A 26,865-nucleotide genomic window follows, 5' to 3' on the forward strand; every position below is an offset into this window, starting at 1 on the left:
GGCACAGCTCGCAGTCACCTGCGAGCTGTGCCTTAACTCGGGTCAAGCCGCGGGCAAGTTGTGGTCCAGCCCGTGTGTATCGTTTTCATCCTCGCTGATGGTGTACCAGGTGCAGTACGTGTGGCGGCTCAGGTCGCCCCGCGCATTGAGGGTGTGGGTGGGTCGCCCCAGTGCGTCATAGAACACCTGATCGCTGTAGGCACTTAAACGCAGGGACGCATCATTGATGTAATGATGATGATTGGCGAAGTAAGGACGGTAGTTGCGAATGGCCAGGCCCTGGTTGTTGTACTCGACCCGGCTACTGACACGCCAACGGGTTTCGCTGTAGTGGCTGATCGGCTTGCCGTCCGGGTCCAGGTTCAGCGTGCCGTCGCTCCCAATCGTGTAGGCCATCCCGCCTGGGGCCAGTTGTTTGCTCTGCAACGTGCGTCCAAACCCGTCACTGCACGTCAGGCTGATGCGGATCAGGGGTTGGTATTCATCGGTAGGGGAAGGGTAGCGGTCGGCTTGTAAGACCACGGCGTGTACAGGCTCACGGTGCGCTGCCTGCATCAACTGGCTCAATTGCAATTGGTGCGGGTCTTCAAGGTCCAGCGTGGCCGCCTGTGCGCTGGCGCGAATATACCCGTTGGGCAGCACGTAACCTTGAGTGATCCACTCAGGGCGAAGTGCGGCCTGTGCAATCTGCCCCATCCAGCTGAAGGGCGTGTAGAAGCTGGCGCTGGCGGCCTGTTGCAGTACCTGTAGAGGATGCCCGATGGCGTACTCCGGGCTGTCGTCAGCCGGTCGGCGGTAGTCCGACAACGGGTTAAACCCCACGGGTTGACCCAACTCCCGGCCAAAATAGCTGTTGACCTGCAACTGCCCGAAGGCATCGTACCGGGCTTGCTGTTGAGTGCCTTGCGGGTCGGTAATCAGGACGGGCAATTGCAGTCGGTAATCGTACTGGGCTGTGGTGCGGCAGCCATCGGGCGTCTTGACCGAAACAATCTGGCACGCGTACCGATCATGCTCAAGTGTGGTGACCCCGTGACTCTCGGTCGGACGTACCCCGTAGGCACGGTAAAAGCCGTGGGCCGGGTGATACAGCGTGAAGTTTTTCCTGATCGACCACAGCGTTACCGCACTGTTGTTGTCCGGCAAAAACAGTTCGGCGCGATGGTAATGCGCCTCGGTGAGCGCGTGAGTCAGATCAAAAGCACCGGCACCCGGCAACGTCGGAAGGTGCTCATAGGCCTTGAGTGCCTCGTCGTCCAGCTCGGCGGTTTCAACGTGATCCACCAGGGCCAGAAAGTCAGCCGTGCCCGCGGGGTACGGCAAGGCCGTTTGCACGTTGTGATAATGCTGCACCGACAAACCGCTCAGTGTGCGTGGTGCCTGCGGGTTCAAAGGCCCCTCGCTGCCTTGATCGATAAACGTCTCGTAACGGATTCGCTCCGAAGACAGCCTGTTCGCAGCACTGCCTTTGGCCAACACCAGGGCGTTGGTGCGCTGGCGATACGGCACACGCAGGCGCCACCGTTGGGGTTGGTCAAGGTGTATGAACTGCGCCAGTGACTCCGTCAGGTAAAACGACTGCTGGGACGCATCGTGGGTGTCTTGCCACCACTGAGTCTGATAAGGATCGGTGAACGGGGACGGATCGTCCGGGGTTTTGCGGCGCGCGTAATAGACCGTCACGCCATGGGTCAGGCTGCCATACGCATCCCAGCGCAAATGGATGCTGTGTTGGCAGGCCGGGTCGTCCCGTTCGCGTTCATAGCGATAACTGATGGACTCCACGGGCAGGGGCAGCATGGAGGCGCGCCCGTTTACCTGGCGCACCAGATACCGTTGCTGGCTGACCGAATAAGGCACCGCGCTGGCCGCCGGATCCCGCGCCGCGTACACCTCCTGGCGCACCTGCGTGCCCGTCAGCGCATGGTTGAGGTCCTTGAGCAACGGCGCGATGTCGGTTGCGACCAGCAGCGTGTCATCTGTCTGGCCGGGCAGCAGGCGGCTGACAAGCGTATAGCCCAGAGGCTGAGCAAGCGGATCGAGGTCGAAGTAGTCGCGGCGCACCATGTCGGTGCCCTTGCCGGTGTGGAACCACGTTTTGCGCAGCACGGCTTGAGTGTGGGCCGCAGTGGCCGTGTCACTGCCCGAGATATCCGAATCTGTTTCAAGCAATAACCCGAACCCCTGAAATTTTCGCTCGTTACCGTTATAGAACCCTTCGCGGTATTTAAAGCGGCGGGTCAGACGATTGCCTGTGATGGCGTCGATGTGCTGTTGCTCCGTCACAACGTGCAGGGGGATCGGCACACCGCAGATGGGAGGCCGGCCCTCACGAGCACGCTGTTGTTTCTCATCCAGCCATTCTTGAGCGCTGCTGCGGTATGTCAGCAGCCCCCTGGCGCCCATGTTGTTGTCCGTGCCAACGAGCAAATACGGCTTGGCGCTGACGAAGTCATAACGCCAATGTTGGGGCGTCGCATGGGGCATTGACACGATCAGGCTGGTACAGCCCAGCCCCTGAAGGTCCGCGACACTGACCGTGCAGCCGTTGTCGTACATCAGGTTCTGGGGCCAGGGCAATCGAACAGGTGTAGCCACCAGCCCCGTACCGAACAGGTTCATGAAAATCAACGCATGGGCAGGCTCCAGGTACACCAGGTCGGTGGCACCTGAACCGTCAATGTCTGCGAGCAAAACCCGTGCAGCATCGAACTCGGCATAACTGAAGGGCAGGGTCGCAAAGACAAACCCCTTGCCGAAACGTCCATGGCCCAGATTCGGCCAACATTTGATTTCATTGTGGCGAATGCGGATCAGATGCTGCTGACCACTGCCCAGCATATCGCTGAAGGCCACCACTTCGGTACGGCTGGAACGGCTCAGTGAGGGCAAGGCGTCGTCATCCGGCACATGCGCGACATCCCGCCCCGATTCAAAGCCATCCTCGGCCTGATTCAGGTAGAGCCGGACACTGCGCGGGCCGATCAACGCCAGGTCGGGAGCGCCATTGCCGATCAAGTCGGCCAGTTGCCCCTGGGGGTGGAAAAACTCGACCGGCAGCGCGGCAAATGAGGCGAAGCTGGACCAGCGTCGTCGTGCGTTTAGGGTGAAAAAGCCGCTCATGGCGGGCTGGGCGATGATCCATTCCAGCTGACCGTCGCCATTGAGATCTGCCAATGTCTGGCGCAATGACTCGCGGTCCGTGGCAATCGGCATCTGCGGCAACGTGCGTAAGGGCCCGTACTGAACCGCGTTCGGCTGAGGGCTAACGGGGTCTCTGACAGGCTCACGGTAATGCCATGAGCGATTCTGGCTGTACAACACCCCCGGCATGCCGTCGCTGTACAGGTCCACCAACTGATAATCCTTGCCATCGCCGGGGCCTTGCAGCGCGGCAAAAGGCGCGAACTGCCCCGATTGGGGGCCCAGGGTGAACGCGCTGTACGTGAACTCGACCGGTGGCCAGTAACGGGCGCTGCCTGACGGCTCGAACGCCTGACTGTGCACAGCGTTGAGCAAACGCCCACGGTGTTCGGTGGTTACATACTCAAGGAGCAATCGACGAACCGCCACCGGCTCCGGGCCCAAGGCCGCCTCATCAGGGAAGTAATGGAACATCAGGATCTGCTGGCACAGGCGCTGACTGCCCCATTCGAAACCATAGGCATAGGTGAAAAACGGATCGGGCCGCGCGTCCCATTCCTGTTGGGGCGCATAAGACGGTGCCTGACTGAAATCGAGAGGGCGTTCGCCGTAATCGAATACCAACTCGAAATGCCATTGTTTGACCGGCGGCGACGTCGTTGTCCATAAGGCCAACTGAGGCTGATGCTGGCGATTGCCGTAACAAATGCGTTGCAAATAACGTTGCGCACGGCAGTCGCGAGCCGGCGCAACGGGTGGCTCAGCCCGCTCTCGCGTGTAGTGGTAATAGATCTGTTCGCCCAGCGGGGTGAGGCTTTCTTCCAGCAGCCACTGCGCAACATGCTGTTGAACCTCAGGGTCGGTGCAACGTGCCGCCTGTGTTTTACCGAAGACATGCAAGGTGCCATCTGCGCCCTGGATCAACCAGAACCCACCCGGATCATGACTCGACGCCCAGTGCTCATAACGGTCAAAGGATGACTCAACGCGCGGAAAGTAACGGGTCACCGTGTACGTCGCGTCGAGTTGAACCTCATTGAACTGAGCCGTGGTCGTGGTCTCGATCACCCCTTGTGCGTTTCTCCGGGGCCGCAGCTCCACCCCTGACGGGCCGATAAACCCGTCGGCGTCGGTATAGAGGGGCACGCCATTTTGGGTGTCGCGGCGGATACTGCCGGGGGCAGCGGTCCAGCCAATGCCAAAAGGCCCGTTACCCAATGTGCTGCTGTAGTTCAAACTCAACGACGGTGTGAAACCGCGTCCAGTTGAAATCGGCAGTGGAATACTAAAAGAAGCCTCACCCGTCATCCCGATGGCCCCCCATCCGGTGCCAATGCTGTGGATGGCACCGCCGCCTTTGGGCATGGAAGGCGTAAAGACATCAGCAGCGTTTTGTTGGGGCTGCGTCATCCTGCATGCCCCCCCAACTGTTTAGCGGTATAGCGCACATGAATAATGATGTCAGACAGGCTGCTCAGCATGGCCGACTGCGCAGCGGGGTTGGGGAATGACAACTTCCAGCCAGACACTGCACCCGTGTACTCAAAGGGCAAGTAGCGATCATCCCCTTCGAAATTAAGCGTGAATAACCCGCTGTCATTCAGTCCGGTTGAGAGCGCGATATGTTCGTTGACACGGTGGCTCGAATAGTCGAATTCACCTTTCTCTGCGGTATGGATGGTGTGATTGGTTTGCGTCAGGGTGGCGCGAATGTCTTCATAAGGGCCGAGCGTCGCTGGCAAGGTGACACTGATGCTTTTGATGCGGCGCAAATAATGGTCCGGGTAGTCAGCGTCAAACAGCGCCTTGGTGAGTTCAAACTCAACGGAACCTGTGCGCTGGAGTGTTGCGCTCATGTCGTCCCAAGAGGTGTTTCGAGTGGCATTCGGGTCTTTGGCCTTCAGGTTTCTGAGCGACACTGTTTTGGTGATTTCCATGGGCCGCGCATTGTGTTGCAGGTAAGCCACTTGCATGTTCATCAGGCTGAGCTTGAGCCCTTCACCGGCTGTCAGGCCCTGGCGATAACTGCTCCACTGGCTGGCGTGGACAAAGGTGCGGTCGGATGCTGCGCGCTCATAGTGCCAACAGGCCTGTGCGTCGAGGCACAGCGAAAGGGCCATGTCATACGCGTGCAGATAAAACGCAGAAAGCTGCGTACTCAGCCATTGGTACAGCTGAGGCGTGGTGAAGCGCTTCTCCAACAAATCAAACATCAACTTGGCTTGAGTAAGCGCGGTTTCGGCGGATTGATGTTGCAAGCGCGTGTTGTTGGCCTGTTCGCGCAAGACTTGAACTTGCTTCTTGACGTGCTCCAGTTCAAGGCGCGATTGCCCCAGTGCATGCTCCCATTCCTGATTGCGTCGATTGAACGCCTCGTTGCGGTCCAGATGGTTGGCATTGGAGCGCTTTTCATTGGCAAGCAGCTGAATGCCCGCCTGGGTGGCATAGAACCCTCCCTCTAGTCTCCAGCCGCCGGTGGACGTACCGAAAATATTGGGAACCAACATGGCCAGTCCAGCCGCCGCTTGTAGCCCATAGGCCACGGTATCCAGGGCGGTACTGCGTTGAAGCTCCTGGGTGGCCTCTTGTTCGTTGGCGTTTACGCCTTCTTTGATCAAATGCTCCAGGTGCGCGATGCGGCCCTCAACGATACGCTGACCTGCCATCAAGGCATCCTGATTTTTCTCATCGATAATCCGGCTCTGGGCTTGTTGCTCAAGTGACAACCCCGCAAGTTGCCACACCTGTTGCTGCTGCAATTGCAGGTGTTCACTCTGATCCTGACGCTCAATGATCGACAACAGGGCATTACCAAACTGCACGACGTTTTCGACCGCCACCATCGCCAGTGCGTGAACCGTCTGGAATCGGTAGTGCCCCACGTGGGCAGGTTGACGACGCACCGAGGAAGCGTCCCCGGCCATGCGTGGGCTGGCATAGAGGTTAAGCAATTGGCGAGGGGAGGCGGGTGGGGCATATAACGGGACACGCAGGGGTTTACCGGTGATGTCCAAATCATTTCGCAGATTAAATAACCGTGATTGCACTTTTTCCCAACGGGCCAACATGGCCTTGTCTGGGGGGACACATAGCAACTGCGAGTCGCTGACCCGATGGATGGCCCGCGCCAGTTTTGAGTGATCGGCCGATGACAGCTTGTCAAATTCAGCACGCTCCATTTTGCGTTCAGTCGCGCGCAATGTGTCGTCGATATGACGGGTCAGATCGCCAAGCGTGGTAGAGGCCCACGGATCAACGACCTGAACAGAAGGCTCAGGGCCCAATAATGACTGAGCACGCACGTACCATAACTTGGCCTCGTTAAGGCTCTCTGAGGTGGTTTGACGGTACGCCGCATCCCCTCGATTAAGCAAAATATCGACATACAGGGCATAGAGTGCACGTTTGAAATGCACCGGGGCACTGAGTGCAATCTGATTGGGGTCATCAGGGTTATCGTGCAGGTAGCCCATATGCGCGCTGTCTGAATTCAGTGCTGAGAGCCCCCAATAGGGTTGATCGGGGGATACCTGTGAGTGTTTGCGGGCTGGGTCGAACAAGTACTTGAGCCAGGTTTCGGCTTCCGCGTAGCGTTGCTCCAGATTGAACCGATGGGCAATCAGCCACGGCATGTACAAAAACAACTCCCACAGGTATTTCCCGTACGCCCCCTGAAAGTCGAGGGGAGCAAGCCCGGCACTTGAGGTCAGTGGCGGCTCACGGTGGGTGTGAGATAACGCAAAGAGCGCGGACATGTCGGCGGATGCGACCTGGGTGAGTGCGCCCCCGAGTGTCGTATTAAGTCGTATCGGCGCCCGGAATGCCCCGGGAGAGGCATTTAATTGAGCAATGGATGAGTCGCTGAAATCTATGAATTCCGCCGTACCACTCGGTGCTGAAGAGAGGCGCGTAATGCAAGGCCCCTTGGTTATATCCGCCGTGTTATTTTCGTTCAATACAATCTCAAAAGCCTTGAGGGCATACCCGAGTATATTGAACCTCATGTCATCTATATTTTGTTCTCGTATCAGAACGCCATGCACAATGGGAAGTTTCTTTTTCTGGCTTATGTAGTCTGGCAGTTGTTCGGCAGTGATATTAAGTGATGTGATGAACGTTCGGCCTGCGGGCAGTTCAAATTTTCCGCCCACCAGGTTTCGCCGCATGACATGGCTTTCGCCTATCAGGTGGGTATTGGTAATATGAACATGCGAGGGGTAAATAACCTCTACTTCTTTATCATGCGGTGGCAAGGTCATCACCACCTGTTTGTAGATACGCTGAAAGCGGGTGATCTTGATACGCTCCAGCAGCAGTTCATTTTCTTGGGGTAGCAGGCCAGCGGCTTGGCTGGACTCTTCAACCTTGAGTTTGGCCGAATACGTTGTGTTCTGAGTATGAAATAAATAATTAAACAACTCAGTGGAGACCATGACACCGTCGAGGATGTAGTTTTCCGAATATTGAGGCTGTCCAAAATATTGGAACGGCGCCGGCTTCGTTGGGTTTTGCGATGCCGTGGCGGATGTTAAAAAATCCTTGAACACTGTGTTCGTTTTATTGCAGGTCAGTTCAATGCTTGTGTAATCCTTGAGCAGACGTGTCGAACGGGGGTGCTTCAAATTCAAGTAGGAGTCACTCTTGAGCACGATACTGTCACTGCGGGCATTCTCAGGTGATTCAACCGTTAACCGCATGAACAACCAAAAACCGTCCTGTTGAACAACAAGCTCTACACTTTTGAATGACGGAAAACTCAGTGCAGTGTGTGTTGAGAGCTCAAGGCTGGAGGTGGTTTTATTGAACTTTGCACTGCCTGGCTTAGGGTCTTGAATATAGCGTTGGGTGCCTTGATAGTCCCACCTGTCAGAGCCCTTATGCGGCATCTCCTTTTTATGTATCGCCACATCAACGGCATTTATGCTGGGTGCCACAAAATTAAATTTGAACCGGTTATGACCTGCAAAAATATCCAAGTGACGACTGGCTTGAGTGGGCGCATCGCCCTGAACAATCGAGAAAAAACTGTTTAATGAATCCTTTGACAGCAGCAACGTTACATTGAGTTTACTGTCCAGACGCACAGCATGAGAGAAATCGAAATTTTTCCCTTTCACCAATGGAAAGGTATCTGCATAAGGTTCGGTATCGGCGACCAAGCCAAAAAACAAGGAGGGCGGAGCGGTGTGCGGGTCCACCATTGCAACCGTGGTAATCGTGGATTTTATGTCTTGCATCGAGAGCTTCTGCAACCATCGGCTGGTTGCGTACTCATCGATACAGATCTGCGGGCAACTCCAGCTGCCATCCAGTTTCAAGAACGAGTAATAGAGGCGAAGGCGGGGGTAGCGTTTGATGAAGTGCTGCATATGCTCGGGATTAAAAATATCCAATCCTTCGGCGGGAGTGCCAGCCTCATCAAGAGCAGACAAAGGTTGACTGCATTGCGCCCAGACCACGAACAAGCGATCGTTGAAATACACCGGACGAATGCTTTGGTCCGGAATGTCATAGGAGGCGGGGATGGGGAGCTTTCGCCAATCTGACCATGCAGTGGGCGCTGAGGCGTCCATGGCGGATGGGTTGGCACCGGTAGAGCCGGCACCATTCTGTTTAGCCAGGTCCAAGGAACGCCAATAAAAAGCATTTTCCCCGTTGGACTTGCCAACCAGATAATAGCGGCTCTTAGCCATACTGTTGGCGTCACCGTCCACGTAACCATTGACCGTGCGAATCTGTGCCAACTCCTCAAACCGCCCCAGATAGCGGTTGACCGCGGCATTAATATGGCCGGGTTGCAAGTTGGTTTGGCTAATATCGCTTTCTAACTGTTGAAAGCTGTCGGTCTTGTCAATACGCAGGTGAGGGCTGATGTAATTGGCAGGAAAATGACGCAATTGTTGATGCGCGTGCCAAAGGGAGTAGGAATGAAGGCTGTTATCCCAAGTGGACTTCTGTGCATCGTTCATCCCGACCTGTTCGTACCCCGGTTCGAAACCCAACGCGATGTTATTGATGTATTGCTGAAGGCTGTTGATCGCACTTGAAACGCGACTGGTCATGACCGCCTGACTGACTTGAACATCCAGCAGCCAATAGTTGTATAAATCTTCAGGGGTGGAGCGGGGGGCCGACTCGATGGGGGCTTTATCTGTTTTAAGAGGATCGAAGGTGTACAAATAAAATGCCAGAAGCGCATCGCGGAATGTTTCGTTCACTTGCTGACTGAGTAATGACGACATGATAATTCCTTGTGCTCAATATTGTTGAACGAGACTATTTAGACAGACGCCGCAATCAGCGCCTCACCGACCTGTTTCCATTGAGGTCCCGATATATCAGAATTCAGATTTGTTGCCGCCAATATCAGCGATGCCGGAAGGCCTGTTTTATGAGATGTTTGATGGCAGCGTACAACCCAGTCAAGTTGAGCGATCGACTTGACGCGCGTGAAAGGTACATTTTCCAACAGCACCTTTATTTCACCCGCGTCCCAGCCCAGTAGCCGGCCTAGCAACATGGCCATCTGGTCATCATTGAGGGACTCGACACGATTGACCTGCGCCAAGTAATTAAAAAGACTGGCTTCACTCACACGGTAGGCGACCAGCATCAACTGAAACTGCGTCATTAAGTAAAGCGTATTCAGCGACAACTTTAAAAAGCCTTCAGGCAGGCTGCGTGAATCGAGCCAATGCGGATGGTTGATAAATGTCTGCAGAGCAGCTTGGCTAATGGGTAGTTTCAACGATGCAGCTGCATTGGGCACAGCCAGCATATTATTCTTCAACAATCGCCTGCTGTCTTGATTCCCCAGCGCAACCGTTATGCCGTGAACGATATGTTTGATTCTCTTTTCTTGGACCGAGGCAGGTTCTGCAGCCGTACCGCCCTGTGGAAATACGTCCAGCAAGGCCGCTTTCCAGGGCAACAATCGTTTATAAGCGGTATCCAGATAGGGTGCCAGTAACGACGCCATCTCTGAAACCGTTTCATCTTGAATTTTTTCAAGAGCAGAAGGGCTGATGTAGGCCTTGACCAACTTCTTGAGCGCGCTGTTCAGCTTGGGTAAATCAGGTGTTTCAGGAAGTAGCGGATGGACCTTTAAAATCGTTTTAATCAATACGTGACCTTTGGTGAATTTCAACAGTTCCAGCTGAAGTGCACCTTGCGTTGTCAGTTGAGAAAAATCAGCGTCGACCAAGACATAACGTTCAGTCTCAGCAAGCAGCTTTTCAAATGTGCTCAACTTTTCTTGCAACTCGCCATCCGGATCCATGTCATCCAGCAAGAGCTGACGTCGAATGGTTGAAAGACGAATGGCGGCACTGTTAAACCATTGGACGGCCCACTCCATTTGCATCAACACATCCAGAAAGTCAGGCGGTGTATTGCTGCCGCTCATTCTTAAAGAAGGGGTCACTAGCTGTTTGCTGTAATCCTTACCCCCCAACAACTCTGCAAGCTGATACATTTCTGCCAACGATAGATTGAACAGACGAGCAATCCGAACTTGCCGATAAAAAGCACTAAAGGTGGCCACGTCCTTTTTTGTTTCTGGGCCATATTTGTGTAGCTGAGCGGCCATGACCCCGAAAGCATCACGCGTATTAGGGACACCCAAGCTTGCACATATCAGATAGACCACTTCCAGTGACGCATCATCTTGCGAGTCAGGTGTGAAAGCGCTGCCATCGAGTTTAAATGAAACGTTGAATGCCTCTTTACGGTTATAAACCCGGTCATACAACGAACGCGTGGTGCCAGATTGATGGACGGGCAGGTGATGCAGGAGTGCCGAAAACTCTTCAATCGACAGCGTGTAGTGCTTTTCAAGGTAGCGGTACACGCCCAAGGCTCGTAGCGTATTGTCATTGAGCATGACCTTATCGTTTTCCAGGTCTGCCTGTTTGACGCTGTAGACAAAATGCTTGACGTCGTTGAATGAGCATTTCATCCAGCGCTGCAATCGAATGATGCGTTGCGCCAGGTCGAGTTGCTCAGGTTTATCAAAATCCAAAGTGGCGACATTCCCCTCTTTTTTAATCGTGGGCAGTTTCAGCTCTGCATGAACATCCGACTGTTTACCGGGTAACTGTGTCGATTGAACTGGAAGGTACTTACCCAGCGAGAATAGCGCTTGCATGTGCTCGTCATTAAGATCTGTACTTTCCATAAACCATGAGGGTGTCTTTAAAGATTCATACGTGCTCCCAAGGACTTTTTTTGCGAACGCATCTTTTTCCTTCGCGGTTGCACCGAGATCTTTATTATCGGTTATCAATACCTGTTGATGAGGCCCGAGGTGAGCCAGCAAGCGTTGCGCTTCATAACTTTCCTGTTGAACCTTGCCGTAGGCGGTACTGGGCTGTTGAGTAACCGGCAGTGCCAGGCTGATTTTGTAATTTAACTCACCCAGTTTTAAGTGGTGAGCCCCGAGCGCTGAAACGCACTGTTCATAAGGAAGATAGAAGGGCAGTTGCAAAGGATAACAATGTGTTTTTAACACGTATTCAACAGTGGCATTGCTGTATATGTCCTTATTGTCACGCAACGCTTTGGTTATGCCCTCATGGAGTAACTCATTGATGATATTCAACAGCGGGGTTTGCGCGTACACAGCGTTCGCATCAATCTTCAGATTCTCTAAAGAGGCACGGCGTGTAGAAAGTGTTTTTTTGGTTTGGTTTCCCGTACCGGTCTTTTCCAATTGCAGGGCAAACAGGTACAAGGCTCGCAGATACGCCACAGGCGAATCCATGGCCGCCAAGGACTGCGGGGCACATACCTGATTCGATTCCTGAGGAAACAGTGAGCAGTAAGTAGCACCTTTGGCAGATTGAGCTGACATTTGGCGTTTGACACGCTGATCTTCAGTCAGCGAATCGTTTTGCTGGCGGTGGAGAATTTCAAGTTGCACTGCATAGCTCAGCGCTTGATCGTAGATTTTTCCAGCCATTTCCTCAGCCGTGAACTCCGTCAGAATATTGCAAAACTCTTTTTTGGAAACACGCGCAATGTCGAAGACAGAGAACAGTTGGGCATCGACCATCTTTTTATTGAAGTTCTCCATGCCACTCATCGAAGAATCTGCAATAGCCGCCAGTGAGAGCACTAAATCAGTTGGCGAGTTGTTTAGCGCAGGAGCAATTATTTGCGACATATCAATAAATTCCAGAACGCCATGCAGGGAATCCGCAGGGCGTTCCGAAGCTAACATCGGCAAATGCTGGCCTCGGTCAGACCGTACCGTTTGATCGGTTAAGACTGATCGTTGAATGAGTAAGGGAACAGGCAGGATAAACAGAGTCGTGTAAGGCCGCGCAGAAGGACAATGACACGCAAAGCACGCACAGCAGCAGGAAACGGTAAAGCGAGCCACAGATTGCTATACGCAATTTAACAAGTGGGCGATGTCATATGTTCATAAGACGCTCCCCAGCGCACTGCACTTGGCTCAATAGCTCAAAACGAATGCGATTGTTCATCGATTTATGTTCATGGACGAGATTTTCCGCTCGTCTGGTCGATCCGAACTTTGGCAGCTCCTCAGCGGTGAGGACGCTGCGGTACCGGGCAGGGAGTCGCATTGGGGGCTTGCCATCACAAAATTCCTTTCCGTAGATGGCTGGGAACCCTACAGAGTTTCAATTTTCGAAGGGCGCCGATTGGATTTCTTGGGATTTCGTAAAGTCCCTAAGACTAATGGGATGGTTACCATATACTGTGATATGAACGATGGGCTTAGTACACCCATCGTCCTTACCCAGCTATCGTCCTCCGGGTATCAAGCGGCAGGAGAGGAGTCACCACGCGGCTTCTGATCGCCTGTATTGCGTGATTGCAGTTCAGATAACCTCATGTTGAAGATGAAGTCTTTTTCCTGCTCATCCGAAAAGTCCTGGAAATACCAGCCTTGTGCTGATTTAAAGAAACTAAAATCCCAAAAATTGGCGTACTCGTCGTCTTCAATAAAGCTGGATTCTGCCTCATTGAAAGATGGAATAATGAAAACCATCTTTTGGAATGTGAACTGGAACTCGCCTATCGCCAGCGGGAGCCCTCCACCGTTATTGGTTCTCCGGTAAATGGTTAGCTCAGCACCTTTAGTAAAATGGGCGTACGACCGCAAAATCGCAATTTTTGGTAAGCGGGCGACGGTCTGATCCCCAGCGACCCACTCGATGGTTTTTTCGAATCCTGTGAGGTTTTCAGTTTCCATAACGCTCAGCGCAAATTTGACCAGCGCCTTGTACACTTGCTGCATGCTGAGTTGTTCTTTGAACTTGAGTGGCAGACTTTCTGGTGGCCTGTCCTCTGGCGCGCGCGCGCCGTCTTCCAACGTGTACTGTAGGCAAAAATCTAGCGTGGAGATTTGCTGCAGATCTTCAGATGAGAGCTGATCTTTCAGTGTTGAGCGGTTCTCATCTGGCTGTGCCATTTCAGAACCTACCTGCGCCTCCAGTACTTTCTTTTTTCTATCCTCAGACAAATAAAGTAACTTAAAATTCTTGCCTATGATTGATGATACGGTATTGTCTTTATTCTTGACTTTGAAAAAAGTTCCGAGGCATCTCAAGTAAGTGTAGATATGCCTCTCGCAGGATTCGGCAAAGAACTTGTTGCATGCGTCGCACTCTTCATTGAGAATGATTGTTTTGTTACCTAGGGCCTCAGAGATAGCATGCGCCTCCTGCTTGAATGTGGTAACCAACTTTTCAGGGGAGTCATTCTTGGCGGATGGACGAGTATTATGGCAAAAACGGCAGATGCGATCTTTTTTCAGCGGCTCGCCTATCGCTGTTTTCTTTTCAGTGATCCGACCGTCAATTTTGTAGTTATCGAAGAACGGCCCGAGGTTATCCTTGAAGGCGGCTAATGCTTGATCAGGGTCTTGACCTGCATCCAGCGCCATTAGCTCAATGTTCGCCAGAAGCTCTGCCTCAGAAGGCAATTTACTCATGTTGGGTAAATAGAAGAAATGTTCCCCGTCAGGGATCCGATTGATAAAGCTTTTTATCTTGTAAGTTTTGGGATCAATTTTTTTGTAAAGTTCAACGAAAACGTTGATCCGTTCTCTCAGCGCAGGTGAAGATACCTGTCTGCACGATATCGCTAATTGATTGTTAACAGGGTTGACGGATTGAGCGAAGCACAGCGAAATGTCCATTGCGAACGTTGACACATCATCTACCGCATCGGCACGCCAAGACAGCTGATGCTTTCCGCGGAAGAGCAAAAATTCAAAAGAATTCATACAGTCCTTGCTTAATTGTCCAGTATTTATACGCGATGATTCTATTCGTTTCGTATGACGGATTAGCCCCTAAAATACGCAGGTGACTCTACTTCACATAGGCATCTGCCACCCAGACTTCACCCATCGGAACTTTGGCTCTTGAACCTTCGGCCCGCCGAAGTCTTCACCTTCAATCTTGAAGCACCTGGCCATCAGATCCCGCACCCCCCCCAAGCGCTCCATGGCAGTGAGTTCCTTGGTGATGTCCTTGACAACCGTTGTAAACGCCTTAGTCGATTCTGACTTCATGAACTCGGGAGTGGAGAGAGCGAAATCCCGGTCGGGTAACGAAACCCCAAATAGACTAGTAACAGAGCTTGCCGCCTTGATTAGAAAGCTCCCCTGGATACCTTGGGCAGACCTGAGACCGTAACTGCGTTTAAGGTCGCCGCAAATCTTGTCGACATCATCCATGAGCTTGGTGATGCGCTTGTTTCCACTCGCGAGCCCTTGCTCGTCGAAGGCAACTCGAATGGCCTTTAGGGTTTCACGCATCGTTACGAAATGGTCTTCGCTGCGGATCTGTCGAGCTGCCTCGATCGCACCGGAAACGCTTCCGGCGGATTGAGTCAGCCATGCCGAAAACAAGGGCAGGTCCAAAGCAACGGTCTGAGTTGCTCCGTGCGACTGGATTTCAGAAATGCTCGTACTGGTTTTGTCCGAGAGGTTTGCCAGGAGGCGGGCGGTGAAGTCATGGCCGAAGGCGCCGGCTTTCTTCATCCAGTGCACTTGATAGGCATGCCTGATGGGATGAATGAATGAGTCTGCTTTCAGGTGTTTGGCTGCAGTCGTGTAATAAATTGATTTGTACGCGAGCCAGTTCAGCGAGGCGACGAACATCTCGAGTTGCTTGGAGGGACCTCCGTAGGCACCAGGATACTCTCCAGTGAACTCTGACTTGCTGAATTCGTGGCCATCCGAACCCACTAGCTTGACATCTTTCGACCAACGTCCGCGCGTTTCACTGGCATCGCTTAACTCTGCGAAGATTGCTGCGCTTAGGGCACTGTATTTGCCATAGTCGTCGGACGCACGGTAGCCCAGCATCCTCATGGTTAGGTAATACACACTGGAGGCTTGATCCCAGGTGCAGACCATGTTCATTTTCAGTTGCTCCAAAAGGGCACTAAAGTCCTCATCCACGAACTCGCCGCCGCGAATTTCAGGACGAATCAGCGATGCTTCTTTTTGAGCGACCGTATCAACCCCGTCCAGCCCGAACTCGGTAGGCGACAAGAACCTGAGGTAGGGGAATTGTTGCTTGCGGCTTTCTCTGTGATCTGCTTTGTAGTTGTCTATGCAGAGGAGGTCGTCGTAAAAGAGGTTGCCTTGCAGGAAATTCTCTAACGCGCACAGGTCTCCATTGATCGTATCGCTGGTCTTGACCGCAACCGCGCCGGTGGCGCGCTGGACGGCAGTGAGGGTGGCGTTGTCTATCAGTGCGTAGGTCATGTATTCATTGCCCATCCTAGTGTGGCTGAGACTATAACCACTGAGATTGGATGGTGGCTATATTCGACGGGCAGTCTTCGCGAACCATGAAGCATGGTCTTGGCGCAGGTGAAGCGCCTTATTCGACTGCACGCTCATTGGCGCAGTTCATACGCGCTTGAGCGTGTAATCAAGTGGATGGGCTCGACTATGCTGGGCCATTCACGATCGGATTGACATCAGGTGCTGGAATACTAAAGAAATGCGTCGAGCAACCAGCGATGAATCTGGGAGGGCAGCGATCCATTGAGTGCATTTGGATAATTCTCGAGGCATCTTGGTAACCGCTAGCCATTGCAATGCAATGGCTGGGCGCCGATCTGTGGTAGTGCCAAGTAGAATTTAAGTTCACCCTCAAGCCGGGCGGTGCGAAACCTCGACAAATCGCATCTTCCAGCACCCGCTGCAGCTACTCACTCACTAGCCAGTAAGCTTTTGCCGAGCCCTGACGTGCGTAGCCTATGCAGAACGCCATCAAATCGCTCATGCGCTCATCAACCATGGTGCGCCGAATGCCAGGTTGAACGCCTACCACCGTGAAGGTAAGAGCTGTTGCAGGTGTTGACCGCAGCAACTCGTAGGTTTCATCCCTGTCCCCGCTGACAAAGTACGAAGGAGATGTGTGTCTGCGATGCATGCGATCTTCCATATGATGCAGCAAGGTCGCGACGTTGCAGAAGTAAGCTGACTTTACCAGCTGTCCCGCAACCTCATACACATCACCAACTCGCCCTCCATTAGCTGGCCCTCCTGCACCTTTACAGTGATAGAGGGTTACGTTCACTTCATGGGCTGCATTGACAGTAACGCAGATGTAGTCGGCGGCCTCGCCTGAGCGATGGTCGTAATACAAACACCGGAGATCTGGAAGCGTCAGAAGGTATTGCTCCAAGTGCTCCTGCACAGTTGCTTGGCCATTGAGCTCTGCACGTCGCGCCAGTGTGCGAGGCTCCTGATTGTTCGGCAGGAACTCCACCTCGATCGCGCAACCTGTCCAATCGATTGACTCCGCATCACCTGGAGCAAGTGCGAGGGATCTGAGAAGAGGGGCAGCGATTTTGTTTAGCCCTTCAAACGAAGACTTATCTGTTGCATAGAAAATAGGAGGGTACTCACTAAGCCAATCGGCCAATGGCATCCAGCCATCCTGGCTAGACTCGATCGTCATTGTGGCATCTGGTTCCAGGCAGCGAATCAGTTGGCCACCCTCAAGACTCAGGCGCATACGAATCTGCCCCTCAGCATGAACGATCGAAAAATCCAAGTGCCCGGCTTGTGGATCGCACTCAAAGTCCTGGATATCCCACTCCACAAGCCTAGAGGTTTGTAATTCTTGTTCCTGCGTAGTCCTGAAGTGAATACGAGGATTGCGAGTGAGACCTTGCCGCGACCAGTTGGCTGCCATCACCGCTTCTGGTAGCTCCCGAAGAGTCGTAGTGGTTCTGACCAAGTCGAGGTGTGTTTGGCTAAACGCAGCATCTCCTACGATGCGCCCATGAAGCGTCTGCACCCAGGCAAAGAAGTCAGGAACGGATAGGCGCTGATTGCTCCAGATTCTAGAGCTGCTACTGGCTCCGATGGTTTCACGCACCTGGCCGTTCATGCCACTCCCGAAGTAGTGACCCTGAGCGTAAGCGCGGCTGTCACCGGCAGTGACCGCGCGCTCGGCTTGAGGGCCAGTTAGGGTTCGATAAGTTTCGACTTGCGAATTGAAGGTCGTGTTCTGCAAGCCAACAGCAAAAAACCTCATCCCCTCCAGTCCGGCCCTCGCTCGGCTCGTTTCTTCATAGCTCAACCCTCGGCTGCCGGCACGGCAAACGATATCCATGATGGTCAGGTACAGCTTCTCTGTCCTGAGGGTTGAGCCGATGAAGCAGTAGCTCGATTCAGGAAAATACGTCAGCAAGAAGGCCTCGTGCCGAATATCAGTGAGCGTGTTTGAGGTCGACCAGTTCGGAGGTGCTTCATCTGCTGTCAATACGAGAGACAGATTGCCATCTGGCGTTCCCCACTGCTTTACAATCCGAAGCACTCGACCGACCTTTTCTCCCAGCAAGTCGAAATCCGGCCTGCGACTGCAGTGAAACCCTCGAACGTGCGCGTACAAATTGAAGGACAACGCAGACACGGATTCATAGTCAGATTCAGTCATCCGACGCACCGGCAAGCTTTCGATGAATTCTTGGGCTTCAACTGCGCCCTGGATCTCAGCAAGCGCGGCATCATCAATCATCTGAGCCAGATCGACTCCCTCTCTGAGCAGAGTCGCGGTCGCCTCACGCACTCTGAATGCCGGTGCAATGAGGGTTGGGCGTCCCGTTGCGTTGTCGATCCTAGCGAACCTGCCGATGAACTGGATTGTGGGTACCAGTGATTTGTGCGGTGCGTGCAACGCGGCGACCTTGAGTTTTGGGAAGTCATAGCCTTCGCCAAACATGTCTACGCAGATGATGGCCTTCAATTCACCAGAAATGAGCTTGGCTTCAATTAAGTCCTGTTGTCGTTTGGTCAGTCGGCTGCTTATGGCGGCGACGGAAACGCCCAATTGCTCGTAGATCGGGACGAGCGCTTGCGCGGAAGATATGGTCGAGGCGCGTACGAAAAGCCTATGATCAAAACCGTTAGCAATATCTTCTTCGAGCTGTGCCACTGCAGTTTGGGCAATCACCCGATCAACATGCTCATCATCAAGCTCGTTATCTATTGGGGCCTCTCGGAAGACGATAGGGTCGAACGCCCCTTCAGATACGGCTCTCATCACAGGATATCGGTAGACTAGCTTGCCCGGAATAACGCGGTCATCGCGCCTGAAGGGTGTTGCTGTCAAGAATATAAATCGAGCGGTCGAGTAGTGATCCAGATACGCTGCCCAGGAATCCGCTGGCGCATGGTGAGCTTCATCGAAAATTATCACGTCAAAGAGGTCGGGCGCAGCGCCCGGGGCAATCATTGGCGAAGAACTACCGGGGGTTGAGATCACGACGTCGAACTCCCGCAACTGTTCCCAAGCCTCGGGTGTTATCGGCCGCCCCGAATGCAAGTGAGCGGAAGGTAGCGGCCCGTCTTCAGGTAGCGCACCGATGCGCCTGAGTGTTGAAAGGGTGGAAAAATGCGAGTGCACCTGTTTGCGTAGAGCACTTGATGGCTCGACGACGAGGATCCGGGTTGCTCCAAGTAGAAGCGGTAGCGACATCATCAATGATGTCTTTCCATAGCCAGTGGGCAAGCAGATGATAGCGGGGTCGTCTTGCACAGAGAAATGGGCCAATGTTGCATACATTGCGCCAAGCTGACCCGGCCTGAAGCCGCTATTAGGCGCGTCAGCTTGCTGAAGAAGCTTGAGTGATCCCGCCTGATCTACGAAAAATCCAGCCATTTCAACCGTCCTTGGATATTTCTAACCAATCCTAATGTGCGACGGACTTTAAACAAGTGGTGAAGGTACAAATTTCTTTCAGCATCTCCTAGCTTCTGCTTGATTCAGCAGGCATGGGGACTGAGGTGCCACCCGAGCAACTCACACTGGCTCTCTTGAGCGCGGCCCGTTCATTGTAATCAGTATAGGTGTTTGAATCGCCACTGGTTTCCAATAGACGCGACGCAATTCCAGGGCTGCAGTTCGCAAACCTCTACTGGGATCTTGTCCCAGGCCCACATCGTCAGAGCAGCTTCCGGACCAGTCTTTGTAGAGAAATGGTGCCCCTCAGACTCGACCACGCCAAAGCCGCGCACAGTCCAGCGCTTGCGGCGCCGCACTCATCCTCCGAATTTGGGTCTTCGCGCCGCTATTCGTGCTGTGGTGTAGGCGTTGGCGAACTCGGACTGGTCAATCGTGCCCCTCGTTAGGCTCTCATTGAGCTCGGTATAGATTCGCAACCCTTCGCTAGCCGCTACGGATTCCAACTGAGCACATTTCGAACCCAGCAACCGGATAGCAACCCTCTCAAGACGCTCGTCCATCTGGTCACCATGATGAGATTCGACTAACAGCCTGTAAACCGCCCAGAGTCCTTTAGCGCTGGCCTTTGGCAAATGCCCCCTGAGTGCGGCGGCGATGATCAAAATGACAATGGTCTCAAGGGCCTGATCAGGGGCATCACTTTTCATGGCTGCTTTGACATGCCAGTGTCGCATCAGCGCTGCTAGCTCAATCTCAGGAAGCAAAGCCTGATCCACCAGCATACGTAGCACCGATGCTGCATGCTCCAACACTTTCTCAAAGGTCGCGCGGTAATCCCAGAGCGCCGAGATTACTGAGATGAACCTGGGTTCTGCGTCAAGGATTTCTACGGCTTGACGTACGGTTCGTGCAGTAAAGGCAGCCGGGGGAAGCAGCCGCACAATCTCGGAAAGCTGCACGATTACGCTGACCCTCCATTCGCACAGCTGCGCAATTTTGCCGGCTTTCTCAATGGGGGAGAGCTGCCCAACCTCTGTCATTGCGGCCAGGACATCAAGGGTGCAGAAACCGTCGACCTCGGAACCTGCAGCACAAAATATCCGCAGCGATTCGTCATCAGAATAGAGCCGGTACCGTTCCGGCTCTTTGCCAAGTATCTCCACGATTTCACTGTTGCTGCGCCCAATGACTCTGGCGGGCGATGCCTCGCTTGCCACCTCTGGAGGGGAGGGCTGAAGTATCGAGGCGAGATGGGGTTTCAAAGCGTTCTGTAGCTCCAAGCATTTGCTTCGCTTTGGGCTTCCAAACACGGGGTTCGTGAACTCGGCAAGCTCCTCCATCGTGGCCTTGGCTACCGCAATTTGACCGAAGAAATTGATGACGGCGTCGATCAGCCCCAAGTCGTTAAGGACTAACAGTGCTGTCCAATCCAGCAAAGGTACTCGCTTGCGCAGGTCATCGGCACCGGTCGGCTGCCAACCTGTATCGTTGACCATTGCCAAGTGATACTGGCGATCATCCCGGCTGGACACCTTGGCAATTTCCCACAGGTGCACGATATCGCAAACGTAAGACAGCACCAGTCGTGGGCGCCACGAGAAAGGAACGGTATTCAATCCCTGCTGTAGGGAGCGCTCTAGCCGCTTCTGGAAGGCCTCTCTGTCGGGCGTCATTCCAGTCAGTGCTTTCAGGCTTTCCACCAACTCCGTGCCAGAGGCGCCCTCTCGGATTTCGCCTCTCCAGAGCATCCGGGAATTCGGGAAATTCCTGAAGAATGCATCAGCGCGTGTGCGGAACTGCTCTCTATCCCTGGCAAGGTCGATGTCACTGCGTCCATCCAGAGTGCCGCTCAGGTGCATCATCAAGTAGGTGCCTTCCTGGCTCTCTACACTTTGATCCACCAGTTCGCCAGCTCGCAGGGCCAGCTCCAGTAGCCGTTCGCTCGTTGGGTCGGAAAACTGAATGAGAAAGAACAGTAACTTAACGAACTCCAATTGTTCCCCTTTGGACCTCGCAGTTTCGAGCGCTCTTTCCGCTGCCTCCACGGCGTCATCGACGTAGCCGCAACGCGTGGCAATCGTCGCATAGGTGTTCAGTGCCAGTGGATCGTCAGATCCTGTGGCTACAATTTTCAACAACCGATCGCGGGCCTTTTCCGTTTCGCCCAGGTGATCAAGTGCCAATGCCTCGAAGGCTCCCATTCGATCACCAGGCTCAACGCGGACTCGATTGCTTTGACACAGCTCTACGATGCCTTGCCAATCTCTCAAGGTCACCAAGGCCAACCCAAGCCGCACAGCCACCGCAGGCGAGAGGACATAGTGCTCAGTGATCCTTTCGGAGAGTCGAACACACGCCTGCGCGCTCTGCGGGTCGGTAGGGTCAAGCTCGTGGATGAGGGTGAGTGCAATACTGACGGGCCGATCCAGTTCTTCATACCTGGCCTGCAGCGTCCTCAACGCCTCATCCTTGGCCAACCTGCTCATCTCCAACTGGAGATAAAATTGTGCGAGGGCGGCTTCGGGGGCCAGAGCAGGATCTGCTTCGAGCATCCCCATCCACTGGTTCACGAGGCCGGTCTGAACTGATTTGTGCGCCGAAATAGACGCTGCGGTGACAGCCGACCCAAACAGGGGGTGGCTGCGATCCACGTCACCGACGTATGCGCCAAAGCCTTGATAGCACGCCCGAAATTTACGGGTTTCATAGAGCAGAAGCGTGCCCCAGAGCTGCTTGTCAGGTGAGTCGGGCAACTGATCATTTGCCGACAATGCGAGGGTGAAGTCCGCCAATTGACCCGCAATGCCCCGCAAGACCTCATGGATATGGGGCAAGTCCGGGCGCTTCTGCGCTGCATCCTTCAGGTCTGCAAGTATCGACTCTGCCTTGCCAAGGGCCGACGCTGTGGCCCCCCAGATGTCGACGAGCTGCTCTATGTTGGAGCCCCAGCCAGATGCCTTTATGGACAGGACAGCATCGTTAATCGCAACCCAAGCTTCCTCAAGCTTTTGAAGGTCTACACCCGGAAGACCTGCGGGTGGGATAGATTCACGTCGCGGCGTAGTGGCGGTGGCCACTGCGAGGGAAAATTTGGCTCGGGCCCTAAGCAACAGCAACAGTTCACGAATGTCATCGGACGCGTCACAGGCTTCAAGGCCCGCCTCGCAGTCTGTCAGGGCATTTGCCGGTTCTTCAGACAGCCAATGTGCAAACGCTCTGGCGAAAGACCGTTGAGGTTCCGCAAGCAAATTCGCCTGCTCAACGGCCAACTCGTAATGCCCTTGCACGGCATGCAGCCGGGAGCGAATGGCAATGATGGCTGGATCTTCACCCTCCAGTAAATCATGTAGCTCTGCAAGTGAGTCGCTATCGTTCTCGAATCGGATGCGGATCTCCGCTTCCACCTGGGCTGCTCGGAACTTGGGGAGCGGCGTTACCTCGTACGCGTTCTGGTAGGAAGAGACTGCCGCTTTGTTATCTCCCGTTTGAACCTGCCACTTGCCACGTAGGCGCCAATATTCTGCGCGCTCAAGGGTGGTCGACCCTTCGAGTTTTGGCTCTGCCTCATCGAGCTGGATCTTCGCTCGATCCAGCGCGGTGACCTGTAGATCTGCCTTGGCCTGAGTCAAGTTCCAGGCAAGCGTGCCGCGAGCTGGGTTGACCCAGTAGTCTTCCGTTGGGCCTGCCAAGGCGTTCATCAGTGCGGAGCCTCGTGCAGCCACGCCTTTTACCACGCCCTGAACCAGGGTTAAGCGGTCATCTGCTTGCATCCCTGGGTGTGTTTGCTCTGCGCGCTCACTCAGGATATGCCCCATGCGAGACAGTTCGTTCTGGTGGCGAATGTCCTCCGAGAGATCCGTAGCTATTTTTAGTACGTTCTTTGTGGGCGCACGAAGGGTGACGGATTTGCGTTCAGCGGACAGATCGTCGACCGAGATGCGATTCAGCTCATCCCTGAGCCAAACATAGTAAAGGGGGCAGTCGACAGGATCTTCGTTCATCGATAGGTCGCAGATCACCAGAAGTACCGGTTCTACGGCTCGGGCGTAATAGCGGACAGTGGTGGCTTTCAGAGACACCGAAATGTATTCGCCATCCGCCGTCAGGTTCGGAGAGCGGGTGCCCTTAAGCTGGATACGGAAAATATCCGTCGCTTGTTGATTCGGCGTGGTCTGCACTTGGAAGTCATAGCCATAGTCGTCAGTCCCTTCCAGGCTTTGCACTCGCCAATTCTTGGGATGTCGAGCCATCAGGCAACGTGTTGCATCGGCATTGATGTCGTGCTGATCACCCGTCCCAGGTAGAGGCCCGTCAACTGGCATGGTGCTTCCTCGGTATTATCAAAAATGGGTGCTGGAGGCTTGAACGGCGTTTTGATGCAGCACTATTTGTCCTGAGTATACCGGGCGTCAAACCGGGTTTGGGATCAGACTATGGGATCAATATCTCTGTAACTGGGGCTGCGAGTCAGGTTGGGTGCATCCCCCCATGTTGTACGAGACTGCCCAAGTTTTTCCGAACTGCGGCCCATTCACAATGCTCGGTAATGGCTTCCTGATGCCAGTCCGGTTACGCTGATGCGTATCAGGGAGGAGGCGCAATGAGTCAGTACCTTTTAAGTTTTGCCAGGCAGAACCTTGAGGGGCGTACTGATGCGTACCTGGTGCTTCTTTGGTGTATGTACCAAGCCAACCAAAGCAAGGGCCGCTACTCCGACCACATCAAGTCACACATCACCACGGCGTCGGATCAATTGCTGGGTCGCAACTACCAGCGTGTCGCTGCTCGCTTCAAGAAAGTGCTCGATAAAAGGCCTGAACTGGATCGGATACCACCCTCGGGCTTGGGGGCGTTGGATTACCTGCGCGTCAGGAATTTCCGGGGCTTTGGCGAGTTTGGTGCTGACGACAAAGGCACGTTCATTCGATTCAGTAAGCTGAAAAACATTTTCTACGCGCCCAATGGCGGCGGCAAATCATCGCTCTGTGAAGCCATCGAAATTTGCACCACTGGGGACATCAAGGAAGCCGCCAGGCGCAAGACCAAGGTCAAGCAGTACATTGCGCGAGGAGAAACCAAGCCTCAGCTCGCTCTCCTGGGAGCGAATAAGCTCAAAATTGCGCCCAGTATCAGTTGGTCAAGCTGCTTTATTGATCGTAATCGCCTTCAGGAGTTTTCGCTCCTGGGCTCCAAGGACACTGGCAGTGGCGAAAGTGATGTCTTGGCGACCCTGTTCGGTCTGGAAGAGCTTCAGGACGTCATTTCCCGATTCGTGCGCCCTGACAGTTTTACGCTCAAGGCATTCATGCGTGCCGACCAGGCCGAGGCCCTGACGAACCTTGAACGCGCTCGAACAGAGCTTGGCCAGGTGCGGAGCAAGCACAGGGCAGATCTGTACGCTGCGATTTCGCAAACCTGTCAGCTCTTGGGGCTGCGGGCCGATCAGGATTTCGAAATTCGTCCAAAGGCAAAGCGGCTGCGCAAGACGATAGATATGCACATCCGTGGGGCCGAGCGACTGCGAGCCGCCAAAGCACCGGTGGTCATTCCCATCAAGCATGTTGCGCGTACGTCTGCCATCGCCAAGCGGTTGCTCAGCCGCAAAACGCAGATCGAGACACTGTTTCTGAAAAGGGCCAGTGACGTTAACTATCGCGCTGTTTTTGAAGCCTTGGAGGCTTTGGAAGCCACCGAACAGCCGTCTGAGAAGACCTGTCCCGCCTGTTTGACGCCCCTTGACCAAGTCACGGTGAACCCGTTTGAAAGGGCTCGTGATCAGATCAAGGCGCTCGGGGCTCTGGAGGCTCTGAAGCAATCCAAACAGAAAAATGATGCTCAAGTTGTCCTCTGGGCTTCAAGGATCGCGACCGGGATCAGTTCCGTGAAGGCCAATGCCTATGCCGATGTACCCTGCCCACTGGCGATGGACGCATTGGAAGCGGTGCTCATCGAGTTCCATACGGCGACTGACCGCTCGACAGTGGCGGGGTCTGTCCTCAATGCTTTCATCGCGCTCTGCGCTGACAGTACAGTCCAGATCGAGGCCTATCTGCGTGCCTGCGAGCGCAAGCAACGGGAGGTTGATCAGGCGGAGGTTCAAGCGGCTCGTCTGGATGCGCTCATCGAACACCTCAAGCAGGTCGATGAGTCGCTGAAACGACAGTTTGACCTCAAAACCCAAGCGCTAACCGGGTTCACAGACGCCAATGATAGGATGCTTGCGCTGATAGGGCAGAGAACGGCTTTGCTCAATGACTCGGTGGATAACAGCCACTTCAACCAGTTGCTCAAGGATCTTGAGGCTGAATACCGAACGCTCTACGGCGACCTGTTGGACTACAAGCTGGAGCTTGAAAAGGCGCGCATTACAGGGATCGAAGCCAAGGCTGCCGACTACTACCGAGCGATCAATAACCACGACGATGACCATGAGCAGATAGAGACGCTGGCCTTTGAAAAGCTTACGGAGAGCTACCGGATCAAGATCACCAACGTGGACGGATCCCTGCTGGATGCGTTTGCTGTGCTCAGCGAAGGGCATCTGAGGGCGCTGGGCTTGTCGATTCTCTTGGCGATGGCTGAGAAAAACAATTTTCCGCTCATCGTTTTTGATGACGTCGTCAACGCGATCGATACGGATCACCGATCCAATATCATCGACTTGTTTTTCAATGATGACTACCTGCGCCGGATCCAGATGGTGGTGACGACCCACGATCGCCTCTTCTGGGAGCGCTTCTGCATCATCGCTGATCGCCATCCTCAATCCGACCAGCATGCAAACCATGTGCTCAGCTATACGAACAAAGGCATCGTGGTCATTGATCATGCAGGCGGTTTTCAGAGAAAGGTGCACGTGGCGTTGTCGGTCTACGACGTTCGGCAAGCATTGCTGTATTGCCGGATCTGGTTCGAGTCCATGGTGCTAGAGTTCTGCATTGAAAACGGCGTTCAGGTGACCGCGAATTTCAACAAATCGCAGCTAAAGAAGAGTATGTACCTGCAGGTGAGCCTGGAGCACACCTTCAAGCTGGTGGAGCCCTTCATTGACTACGACCTTTCGCATTTCAATTTCATCAAGAATGACTTGGTGAACTGGGGTGGCCAAAACCAGGAGCACCACGCCTTTGATGAAGGAAGCCTGAACTTTGTGCACTCCAAGACAAGTGGTGAGGTCCTGAAAATCTACGATGCCATCCGCTTTCTGGAATGCCAGCTCTTCATGGACAAAAAGAGAGAGTCAGGAGAAAGGTACCTTGCAGAGGTGAATGAAAAAATCGAGAAGGGCCGCAGGAAATTGGTAGGACTCGCCAGGGCTCCGGAAGAGGTGCAGCAAGAACATCAGGCCGGATTAAAGGCGCTGGAAAAGCGCGCCATTGAGCTCACCCAAGAGCTCCAGTTCATCGAGCGCTGCGTAGTGAGCGTTGCTGACCGCGAGCGAGCCAGGGATCTGCCAGCTGAGTTGCCGCCTACCTAGCCGTGTTGCAAGCCACCGTCTGGATGGTTGTTCGAATGATCAGTTTGAATCGCC

Annotated in this window: 8 protein-coding genes; 1 reads left to right on the forward strand and 7 read right to left on the reverse strand. The window is 54.0% G+C overall.

Features of this window, described 5'->3' with window-relative positions:
* Positions 1 to 42: 42 nt before the first annotated feature.
* From BKD70_RS20625 to BKD70_RS20655, 7 genes are all read right to left on the reverse strand, one after another.
* Positions 43 to 4,554: a SpvB/TcaC N-terminal domain-containing protein gene (locus BKD70_RS20625; RefSeq protein ID WP_047274584.1), complete on the reverse strand. Its 4,512-nt coding sequence runs from the start codon at positions 4,552 to 4,554 to the stop codon at positions 43 to 45.
* A complete protein-coding gene (locus BKD70_RS20630) occupies positions 4,551 to 9,386 on the reverse strand; it encodes a neuraminidase-like domain-containing protein (RefSeq protein WP_047274585.1) in 4,836 nt (1,611 codons plus the stop codon). Before BKD70_RS20630 ends, BKD70_RS20625 begins: the two co-directional genes overlap by 4 nt.
* Positions 9,387 to 9,424: 38 nt before the next feature.
* Positions 9,425 to 12,364, reverse strand: coding sequence for a Tc toxin subunit A (locus tag BKD70_RS20635; protein WP_080960329.1), 2,940 nt, complete (start codon positions 12,362 to 12,364; stop codon positions 9,425 to 9,427).
* A 567-nt stretch (positions 12,365 to 12,931) separates the two neighbouring features.
* Positions 12,932 to 14,401: a hypothetical protein gene (locus tag BKD70_RS20640; RefSeq protein ID WP_047274587.1), complete on the reverse strand. Its 1,470-nt coding sequence runs from the start codon at positions 14,399 to 14,401 to the stop codon at positions 12,932 to 12,934.
* Positions 14,402 to 14,494: 93 nt separating this feature from the next.
* Positions 14,495 to 15,895: a hypothetical protein gene (locus BKD70_RS20645; protein ID WP_047274588.1), complete on the reverse strand. Its 1,401-nt coding sequence runs from the start codon at positions 15,893 to 15,895 to the stop codon at positions 14,495 to 14,497.
* 448 nt (positions 15,896 to 16,343) lie between these two features.
* The gene (locus BKD70_RS20650) at positions 16,344 to 19,310 is read right to left on the reverse strand and encodes a DEAD/DEAH box helicase (protein ID WP_047274589.1); all 2,967 of its coding nucleotides are present in this window, start codon (positions 19,308 to 19,310) and stop codon (positions 16,344 to 16,346) included.
* A gap of 380 nt (positions 19,311 to 19,690) precedes the next feature.
* On the reverse strand, positions 19,691 to 23,584 hold the full coding sequence (locus tag BKD70_RS20655; protein ID WP_240478014.1) for a DUF4365 domain-containing protein: 3,894 nt from the start codon (positions 23,582 to 23,584) through the stop codon (positions 19,691 to 19,693).
* A 350-nt stretch (positions 23,585 to 23,934) separates the two neighbouring features.
* Between BKD70_RS20655 and BKD70_RS20660 the strand changes: the two genes are divergently transcribed.
* A complete protein-coding gene (locus tag BKD70_RS20660; RefSeq protein WP_047274591.1) occupies positions 23,935 to 26,811 on the forward strand; it encodes an AAA family ATPase in 2,877 nt (958 codons plus the stop codon).
* Positions 26,812 to 26,865 lie beyond the last annotated feature (54 nt).

This window comes from Pseudomonas sp. BS-2016 (genome assembly GCF_001806145.1).
Lineage (GTDB): Bacteria > Pseudomonadota > Gammaproteobacteria > Pseudomonadales > Pseudomonadaceae > Aquipseudomonas > Aquipseudomonas lundensis.

Coding starts and splice junctions, on each gene's coding strand:
- BKD70_RS20625 (WP_047274584.1), bottom strand. CDS start 4,554: ATGACGCAGCCCCAACAAAACGCTGCTGATGTCTTTACGCCTTCCATG.
- BKD70_RS20630 (WP_047274585.1), bottom strand. CDS start 9,386: ATGTCGTCATTACTCAGTCAGCAAGTGAACGAAACATTCCGCGATGCG.
- BKD70_RS20635 (WP_080960329.1), bottom strand. CDS start 12,364: ATGTTAGCTTCGGAACGCCCTGCGGATTCCCTGCATGGCGTTCTGGAA.
- BKD70_RS20640 (WP_047274587.1), bottom strand. CDS start 14,401: ATGAATTCTTTTGAATTTTTGCTCTTCCGCGGAAAGCATCAGCTGTCT.
- BKD70_RS20645 (WP_047274588.1), bottom strand. CDS start 15,895: ATGACCTACGCACTGATAGACAACGCCACCCTCACTGCCGTCCAGCGC.
- BKD70_RS20650 (WP_047274589.1), bottom strand. CDS start 19,310: ATGGCTGGATTTTTCGTAGATCAGGCGGGATCACTCAAGCTTCTTCAG.
- BKD70_RS20655 (WP_240478014.1), bottom strand. CDS start 23,584: ATGGCTCGACATCCCAAGAATTGGCGAGTGCAAAGCCTGGAAGGGACT.
- BKD70_RS20660 (WP_047274591.1), top strand. CDS start 23,935: ATGAGTCAGTACCTTTTAAGTTTTGCCAGGCAGAACCTTGAGGGGCGT.